This window comes from Limnohabitans sp. (assembly GCF_044373035.1).
In the GTDB taxonomy this organism is placed as follows: Bacteria; Pseudomonadota; Gammaproteobacteria; order Burkholderiales; family Burkholderiaceae_C; genus Limnohabitans_A.
In genome coordinates, this window is sequence record NZ_JBILQU010000024.1 from 22,443 (window position 1) to 31,334 (window position 8,892).

The following is an 8,892-nucleotide window of genomic DNA, read 5'->3' on the forward strand; positions in this document are numbered from 1 at the left end:
TCAACGGCGCTGAGCGGCGTTGGCCACGGCGTTCAGGTCCACGCTTTCCAGCGCACTGAAGATCGCTTCCACCGCCTTCTGCTCACTTGGGCTGGCCGCTTGCATGCGGGTGGTGTCGAGCAACTGGCGCATGACCGAAGGCTGGCCACTTGCTGCCGCACCGACACCGGGGTTGAGCGTGGGCACAAAGCTGCCGCAGGTCATGCGCTGGCCTGCGCGGTAGTGTGGCGCGTAGTCGAACACGGCGTAGTGCTGTGTGGCGCAGTTGTCCCACATCGCCACCGAATCTTTTTCCCACCGAAAGCGCACCATGAATTCGGGCTTTTTGACCCACTCGTACAACATGTTCAGCACGGCTTCGGACAAGTCCATGTGCATGCCCAGCAGGCGTTTGGTCCAGATCGAGTTGACGAACAAAATCTTGCGACCGTTGTAGGGGTGCGTGATCACGGCCGGGTGCGTCACCGTGGGCGTGTTCTCGATCATCTTGCACTCTTGGGCACTGGCCTGCACCATCATGCCGCTCTTGGCCGAGGCACGCTTTGCCAAGCGCTCGCCCGCGTTGATGCGGCGGAAATGCCAAGGCAAGTCATGGTCGGCCTGCAGGCCTTCGAGCATCTGTTGCATGCCGGGGTTGAGCGCGTCATACGCAGCGCCACCGTGCATCCACATCGTGTCGCCGCCCGATGGAGGCAAGTCGGTGATACGCAAGATCGAGACCATGTTGGGCTTCTTGCGGAAGGTCACGTCAGTGTGCCAGCGGTCGGTCTCAGGGGCTTCGTTGCCCTCATTCGAAATCAACTGAATGTGTGGATGGCCCTCTATGTGAGGAAAGAACTCGTGCTTTTCCATCTCGCCAAAGTTTTGGCCCAGACGAATGTAGGCCTCAGGCTTCAGGGCCTGCTTGCGGAAGAACACCACACCGTGTTGCCACAGCGCTTGCTTGATCTCTTCGTAAACGTCTTCTGATCGGGTGGTGTTCAGATCAACGCCGCTGATCATGCAGCCGATGGTGGGCGTCATGGGTTCGACTTGGATGTGACGGAATTTCATGGTTGTATCTCCTTGATGTGGTTTTTGCTCGCAGGCTTCATTGCCAGTGCAGCAAACGGCGTTCGATCCAGTTCATCAGCTTCATGATCAGCACCCCAATGAGCGCCAGATCAAACAGCAGCGACCACACGCCATTGACGTTGAATGTGGATCCCAGGTATGCGAGTTGTTGCCCGAGGCCACGCTCGGAAGCAATGACTTCTGCGCCCACCACACCCAGCAGGGCGTAGATCACACCCAGGCGCAATCCTGAGAAAAGCACCGGCACAGCGCCAGGCAAGGTGACCGAGAAAAACATTTGCCGACTGCTGGCACCCAGGGTGCGCGTGAGCGTCACATGGTCCTGGCTGACACCGCGAATACCGGCCACGGTGCTGGACAACACGATGAAGAAAGTGAGCGACACACCCAGGGCGATCTTGGAGCCAATGCCCAAACCAAACCACAAAATGAACAAGGGCACCAAGGCAATGCGCGGCAGCACATTGAAGGCCGAGATGTAGGGGTCGCAAAAAGCCTCGAATTTGGGCCAGGTCACAAAGGCGAGGCCTGTGACCATGGCGGCGACCGAGCCAATGGCAAACGAAGCAAATACGGCCGACAAAGTCCAGCCCAGATCGCCCCACATGCGGGCGTTGGCAAGGTTTTCCAGCGTGAACTGGATGATGCCGATCGGGCTGCCCATGAAACTCGGATCCACCCAACCAACTCGGGCACCCCACTCCCACAGACCCAGAAAAACGCAGACAAACAAAGCATGTTGTGCCAGCGTGCGCAATGTTTCAGCCTTCATGGTGCACCCATCCTTCTTCGAGATGTTTCCACACCTGGGTGTAGGTGTGGCGGAAGTCATCGCTGGTCTGCAGCGCGCGGATGGAGCGTGGGCGCGCCAGCGGCACCTGCACATCGGCCACGATGCGGCCAGGCCGCGAGGACATCACCATCACCCGGTCGGCCAGTGCCACGGCTTCAGACAAGTCGTGCGTCACAAACAGCACCGTTCGGTTGCCGTCTTGGCACAGTTGCAGCAGCAGGTCTTGCAATTGCAGCTTGGTTTGCGCATCCAATGCGCCAAAGGGCTCGTCCATCAGCAACAGAGGCGAAGGCATGGCAAAAGTGCGGGCCAAGGCCACGCGCTGGCGCATGCCTTGAGACAGGGCCTTGGGCAGTCGGTATTCAGACCCGCCCAACCCGACCTTCTTGAGCATCACTGCGGCCCGTTCACGGGCCTGTGCGATGGGCACACCCCGCACCTTCAGGCCAAAGGCGGCGTTGTCCAGCGCGTTGAGCCAGGGAAACAAGCTGTCGCGCGCCAACATGTAGGCCACTTTGTGACCGCCCAGCGCCGGCTTTTCGCCCGCCACCCGCAGATGCTGATCTGCAGGCAAATCCACCAGCCCCGCGCAGAGGTTGAGCAAGGTGGTTTTGCCACAACCGCTGGGCCCTGCGAGCGCAACAAACTCCCCCGCCTTGACGTGCAGGTCTACACCCTGCAACACCAGATTGGTGCCGTCAAAGCTCAGGTCGATGCGCTGTGCGTCGATCATGAAAATACCCTGAAAATATCGCGATGGCCGAGGTTCAAGGCAAGACTGCGGGGGCCATGTCCACTCTGCCGGGCAGCAGTTTGTTTTCGGTCATGGCATCGGCCACCGCCTGCATGGCGGGCACAGTGCCACGGGCCTTGAAGTTGCCGAGGGAGTTGCGCAAGCTCACCTCAGCGATCTGGTCTGCGTTGGGCAATTGCAGGGCAAAGGTCTTGCGCAGGATCTCCAGTGTCTTGCCGAAGTTGGCCGGGTTGGCGATGAAAGCATCCGACAAGTCCAGCATCCTGCGGATACCGGCCACCGTTTGCGGATTGGCCGCTGCCCAGTCGGACTTCACCGCCATGGTGCCAGCGCCGCCACGGGTGGCCAGCATGCTCTTGGGCCCCTGGCCTTTGCGGGGATCGACCACCAGGCGGCAGGCTTTCAGCACCTCGCACATGCCATCGGTGGGCGGGAAGGTCATGATCAGATCGACTTGGCCGCGTGTGAGGGCAGGGAAAGCGGTGTCGGGTGCGCCCACGGCCACAAAGGTCACGTCGTTCGCGGTCAGGCCCACATCTGCGAGCATGTCGATGACTTGGAATTCAGCGCCCGAGCCACGTTGGGTCACGCCGATTTTCTTGCCCTTGAAGGACTTGACCACACCGGGGTAGCCTTCTTTTTCGGTCGCCAATTCGGTTTTGGCACCTGCGGCCATGAAAAACACCGGGTCAACGAAGCCTGCGGCAATGATGGAAATGGGGGCCTTGCGGGCCACGGCTGCAGCGGCGACTTCGGTCGGTCCAAAAAACACCTCGATGTCACCGGAGAGCATGGTCTGCATGCCCAATGGCGCGGCTGGGATGGTGCGCAGTTCGCAGCGAATGCCCGCTTGCTGGCAGAAACCTTGTTCTTGGGCCACACGCACCAACAGATTGCCGGTGCCAGGATAGTCTTGGAACCGCACCACGGACTGCGCCATGGCGCTGGCGCCCAGGGTCAAGGCGATGGCACCCAAAGTGGTGCGAACAAATGCAGGGGCAGTAAATTTCATGTTGTCTCCAATGGATGGGTTACAGGCTTGATCACCGTCAAGCTCGGCGAAGCAGATTTGAAGCCCCATGGATGCGTCAAATTGTTTCTGATGTGACAATTTAGGGGAAAGCACTCAAAAAAACATTTCTCATCAACATGGAAGACACCATGCCTTTGCCGCCCACCCGTTCTGTCAAATCCAAGCAAAGCACAGCGCTCCAGCCTGCCTACAAAGCGCTCGATGCCGATGTGTTCACCAAGGTGTGGGCTGAAAACTCGGCCCTGACAGAGCGTTCAGCCAAAGCCTTGCACAGTGTGGGTGTGGTACGCCACTGGACCGAAGGGCAAGTGGTGCTCAGCCGGGGGCAATCCACCTCGACGGCCTTGCTGCTGGTCAAGGGGCGCTTGCGGGTGAGCGTGACCACGCCCGAAGGCGAAGAGCAATTGCTGCGCTGGATGCTGCCAGGCGAAATCTCGGGCCTGAGTTCGGTGTTTGCCGAATCCACCTACCCCGCTGATTTGGTGGCTGTGGGCGCCACCCAGGTGCTGCACATTGAGCGAACCCGCTTGGTCGACCTGATCACCAACGACCCCGCCGTGGCGGTGGATTTGTTGCGCATCCTGGGCCTGCGCATCAATCAACTCTTCGACACCCTGGCCGACCGGGGTATGCACAGCCTGGAGCAGCGGGTGTGGGCTGCGCTGGAGCGCATCGCCAAATTCAACAGCGTGACCGTGCCCGACGGTGTGATGCTGCGCGTGAGCCAGTCCGACCTGGCCCAAGCTGCCTCGGCCTCGCGCCAACGCGTGAACCAACAGCTGCGGCATTTTCAAGAGCAGGGCCTGATCCGGTTGGGCTACCGCAACATCGTGCTGCTGCGCCGCTGAGCGCAAGATGCCACGCCAACACGTTCTTTTCAATCGATCAACAGGCCATCACCCATGACTTTTCAAACCACCGAGCCCCCCTTCTGTTTTCGCCAAGGCACGCGCCCACTGCTGATCTCGATGCCGCATGTGGGCACGCATGTGCCGCCTGCATTGGCCGCACGCCTGACCGACGAAGCCCGGCGCGTGCCCGACACCGACTGGCATCTGGAGCGCCTGTACGACTTTGCCGATGCGCTGGGGGCCTCGGTGCTGGTGGCCACGCATTCGCGCTTTGTGATTGACCTGAACCGCCCACCCGATGGTGCCAGCCTGTACCCCGGGCAAAGCGTGACCGGCCTGTGCCCGGTGGACTTGTTTGACGACCAACCGCTGTACCGCGACCCGGCCGATGTGCCGGGCGAGGCCGAAATCGCCCAGCGGCGCGACGCCATTTGGCACCCCTACCACGCGCAGTTGGCGCAAGAGCTGGCGCGGCTGCGCAAGGTGCATGGCGTGGCCGCCCTGTGGGACGCGCACTCGATCCGCTCGGTGTTGCCGCGGTTTTTTGAAGGCCAATTGCCCGACCTGAACCTGGGCACGGCCAACGGGGCCAGTTGCGACCCGTCATTGGCCGAGCAGCTGCTGGCCATTGGCAAACAAGCCACCGGCTACACGGCGGTGCTCAACGGCCGCTTCAAAGGCGGGCACATCACCCGCCAATACGGCAACCCAGCTCAAGGCATTCACGCGGTGCAACTGGAAATGACGCAGTGCAGCTACATGCAAGAAAGCTGGCCGTTTGACTATCTGCCCGAGGTGGCTGCGGGCGTGCAGCCGCATGTGCGCAAGATGCTGGAGGCCGTGTTGGCATTTGTCGAATCTCATTGATTCGGCTCGATTTTGTGGCGCCTACCCCTATGGGCGATGTTTTGCAGGGCGTGTTCAACGCCCATCGCCCACAGGGGTGGGCTCCTACAAAAAAGCCATCCCTTGAATGTTGTGACAGCCTTCAAGGGGGTATGGCATTCAGGCCCAGCGTCGCATGAGTTTTTGCCGAGCCGACGCTTGCACATTCACCAAACCCAAGTCGCCGCCGTAGTGGGACATCACGCGGCGATCCATCCACGCAAACCACAGGGGTGGCCAATACGCCACCGTGATCATGGTGGCGTAACCCGCCGGCAGTTGCGGTGCGTTGGCGAAATGCCGCAGCGCCTGGTAGCGGCGACTGGGGTGGGCGTGGTGGTCCGAATGCCTTTGCAGTTGGTACAGCAAGAGGTTGCCCACCAGGTGGTTGCTGTTCCAAGAGTGCTCGGGCTCGCAACGCACGTAGCGCCCGGCTGTGTCTTTTTGCCGGAGCAATCCGTAATGCTCCACGTAATTCACCACCTCCAGCATCGAGATGGCGTACCCCGCCTGCAACAGCAGCAACGGCAACGCCATCCAACCCAGCCACCCACACAGCGCCCCAAACAACAGCAGCGTCAGGCCCCAGGCCTGCAGGTTGTGGTTTTGGGGGTGCCAAACGCTGTGGCCTTGTTTGTTCAACCGCTCTTGCTCCAGCGCCCAGGCCGATTGCAGGCTGCCCCACACCGATCTGGGTAAAAAAGCCCAAAAGCTTTCGCCCATGCGTGCGCTCGCTGGGTCTTCCGGGGTGGCCACGCGTTTGTGGTGACCCCGGTTGTGCTCCACAAAAAAGTGGCCATACGCACTGGGCGCCAAAGCGATCTTGGACAGCCAACGGTCCACGGCCTCCTTTTTGTGGCCCAGCTCATGCGCGGTGCCAATGCCAATGCCGTTGATCGCGCCCACCGTGAGCACCAAGGCGGCATAGCCCATCCAGGCCAGCGGTTGGGTGACCGCGATCCAAGCACCCAAGACCGTGCCGACCAGTTGCACAGGCACATAAGCCCACACCATGGCGCGGTAAAACACATCGGCATCGAGTTGCGCCACCGCCGATTCGGGCGGGTTGCTGAAGTCCTCGCCAAAAATGCGGTCAAGCACGGGCAACAACACATGGATGATCAGTGGGGCCAGCAGCATGCACCACCATTGCCCTGTCCAGACGAAGGCCAGCAAGGAGCCTGTGAATGTCAGGGGTATCGAAGGGCTCAGCAGCCACCACCAGCGCTTGTCTTGCCAAGCCTCGTCGAGCGGGATGCTTGGACTGTTCACGGCTGATGCCTGCTGAGGCGTTCAGGGCCAACAAACTCAAGGACAGCACGCATAACTTGTCTCCCAATGTGGTGCCATTGTGAGGGGTGTTGGGGCCAAGGAGATGTCGCCATGGCCAGGGGTTTGCTGGGAAAAACCCTGATGCACACAAGACACGCCACGGCACGCTGGAGCCCTTATATTGGTCGCACACAACATTTGAACGGGGGGAATTCATGGAATTTGACTACGTGATCGTGGGCGGTGGCTCGGCCGGTTGTGTGCTGGCAGCCCGTTTGAGCGAAGACCCCACCGTGCAGGTGGCCCTGATCGAAGCCGGGCCGCCCGACACCAGTGCCTTGATCCATTGCCCGGCGGGCATCGCGCTCATGGCCCGCACCGAAATCGTCTCGCAAGGCCTGAACACCGTGCCGCAACCCGGCTTGAACGGCCGCATCGGTTTTCAGCCGCGTGGCCGCACCTTGGGGGGCTCCAGCTCCACCAACGCGATGGCCTACATCCGCGGCCAACAGGTTGACTACGACACCTGGGCCCAGATGGGTTGCACGGGCTGGTCGTGGGCCGAGGTCTTGCCCTACTTTCTGAAGGCCGAGCACAACGAGCGGATCCACAACGAATGGCATGGCCAACACGGCCCCTTGAACGTGGCCGATTTGCAAAGCCCCAATGCGTTCGCCAAACGCTTTGTCGAGGCAGGGGTGCAAGCGGGTTTGACGCACACCACCGACTTCAATGGCCCCACACAAGAAGGCGTGGGCCTGTACCAGGTCACGCAGAAGGCAGGTGAGCGTTTCAGCGCGGCCAAGGCCTACCTCACACCCAATCGTGGCCGCCCCAATTTGCACGTCATGACCGGTGTCACCGTGGACCGCATGGGTTTGGTCGATGGCGTGGCGCGGCAGGTGCACGCCTTGCAGGGCCGCCAAGCGCAGACCGTGACCGCCCGGCGCGAAATCATTTTGAGTGCAGGTGCTTTTCAGTCACCCGCCATCCTCATGCGCTCAGGCATTGGGCCCGCCGCGCATTTGCAAAGTCTGGGCATTGACGTGCTGCGCGACTTGCCAGGCGTGGGCGAAAACCTGCACGACCACCCCGACGCGGTGCTGGTGGCCGATGCGCCGGGGCACACCGATTTGATCGGCGTCTCTCCCCAAGGCGCGTGGCAGACCTTGCAAGCCCTGTGGGCCTGGCGGCAGCACCGCAAGGGGCCGCTCACCACCAATTTCGCAGAAGGCGGTGCCTTTTACAAAAGCCGACCCGAAGAGGCGCACCCGGACATTCAACTGCACTTTGTGGTGGCCAAACTGGTGGACCATGGCCGCCAACTGACGCTGGGGCATGGCTACTCTTTGCATGTGTGTTTGTTGCAACCAGACAGCCGTGGTCGTGTGCAGTTGACCGACCGCCACCCGAACAGCGCCCCTTTGATTGACCCGCAGTTTTTGAGCGATCCGCGTGACCTGCAGCGCCTGCGCGATGGCGTGCGTCAAGCCCAAAACATCTTGGCGCAACCTGCTTTGGCCGCGTATGGCAAAGAGTGGACCGCATCTGCCGATGCGCGCAGCGACGAACAACTCGAACACTGGATTCGCCAAAACGCCGACACGGTGTACCACCCGGTAGGCACCTGCCGCATGGGCCAAGACGGCATGGCGGTGGTGGACGCGCAACTGCGCGTGCACGGTGTGCCCGGCCTGCGCGTGGTCGATGCATCGGTCATGCCGCGCATCGTGAGCGGCAACACCAATGCGCCGACGATCATGATCGCGGAGAAGGCGGCGGAATGGATTCGCGCAGGGCATTGATGGTTTTCAACGGGCGGCTTGTGGGTGCGAAGCTTGGTTTTATGTTGTTCGTTGCAATGGCGAGCCTCTGAAAAGCGTTGAGCCCATCAAAATTTTTTAGCTAATTTTTTTTGTATTTTTCCGGTACAGTGGAGCGCTTTACGCCTTCTTCTCTGGATGGTGCGGGAGGGAGGTTGCGAGGGGCTTGGTTGTCGGGTGGGGTATGCAAGACAAAGCGCAAGCCACTTTCAACGATTTCAACAACACGATGTATCGACCCAGCCCGGAAGTATCAGCAGGGTTATGTCGTTTACATCACCCTAGACATCTTCCAATCGGTAAAGGATAAGTCATGCACTTGTACGTAGATTCACACCACGCTTCACCTTACGCGATGTCTGTATTCGTGGCCTTGCATGAAAAGCAATTGCCATTCAAGACCACCG

8 protein-coding genes are annotated in these 8,892 nt (G+C 60.6%); 3 read left to right on the forward strand and 5 right to left on the reverse strand.

The window, feature by feature from the left end:
* From ACIQ47_RS05855 to ACIQ47_RS05870, 4 genes are read right to left on the reverse strand one after another with little or no spacing between them, the layout of a single operon-like run.
* The gene (locus ACIQ47_RS05855; protein ID WP_396437252.1) at positions 1 to 1,053 is read right to left on the reverse strand and encodes a TauD/TfdA dioxygenase family protein; all 1,053 of its coding nucleotides are present in this window, start codon (positions 1,051 to 1,053) and stop codon (positions 1 to 3) included.
* 37 nt (positions 1,054 to 1,090) lie between these two features.
* Positions 1,091 to 1,846: an ABC transporter permease gene (locus tag ACIQ47_RS05860; RefSeq protein ID WP_396437253.1), complete on the reverse strand. Its 756-nt coding sequence runs from the start codon at positions 1,844 to 1,846 to the stop codon at positions 1,091 to 1,093.
* Positions 1,836 to 2,600, reverse strand: a complete 765-nt coding sequence (locus tag ACIQ47_RS05865; protein WP_396437254.1) for an ABC transporter ATP-binding protein — start codon at positions 2,598 to 2,600, stop codon at positions 1,836 to 1,838. Before ACIQ47_RS05865 ends, ACIQ47_RS05860 begins: the two co-directional genes overlap by 11 nt.
* Positions 2,601 to 2,634: 34 nt before the next feature.
* Positions 2,635 to 3,633: an ABC transporter substrate-binding protein gene (locus tag ACIQ47_RS05870; RefSeq protein ID WP_396437255.1), complete on the reverse strand. Its 999-nt coding sequence runs from the start codon at positions 3,631 to 3,633 to the stop codon at positions 2,635 to 2,637.
* 149 nt (positions 3,634 to 3,782) lie between these two features.
* On the opposite strand from ACIQ47_RS05870, the gene ACIQ47_RS05875 reads away from it, so the two are divergent.
* Both ACIQ47_RS05875 and hutG read left to right on the forward strand, forming a co-directional pair.
* Positions 3,783 to 4,502, forward strand: coding sequence for a Crp/Fnr family transcriptional regulator (locus tag ACIQ47_RS05875; RefSeq protein WP_396437256.1), 720 nt, complete (start codon positions 3,783 to 3,785; stop codon positions 4,500 to 4,502).
* A gap of 54 nt (positions 4,503 to 4,556) precedes the next feature.
* Positions 4,557 to 5,372, forward strand: coding sequence for an N-formylglutamate deformylase (hutG, locus tag ACIQ47_RS05880; protein ID WP_396437257.1), 816 nt, complete (start codon positions 4,557 to 4,559; stop codon positions 5,370 to 5,372).
* Between the two features lie 138 nt (positions 5,373 to 5,510).
* On the opposite strand, the gene ACIQ47_RS05885 is transcribed toward hutG, so the two are convergent.
* Entirely contained in the window at positions 5,511 to 6,662 is a 1,152-nt protein-coding gene (locus ACIQ47_RS05885) for an alkane 1-monooxygenase (protein WP_396437258.1), read from the reverse strand.
* 215 nt (positions 6,663 to 6,877) lie between these two features.
* Here ACIQ47_RS05885 and ACIQ47_RS05890 point away from each other — a divergent pair, with 215 nt between their 5' ends.
* Positions 6,878 to 8,467, forward strand: a complete 1,590-nt coding sequence (locus ACIQ47_RS05890) for a GMC family oxidoreductase (protein WP_396437259.1) — start codon at positions 6,878 to 6,880, stop codon at positions 8,465 to 8,467.
* Positions 8,468 to 8,892: the final 425 nt, after the last annotated feature.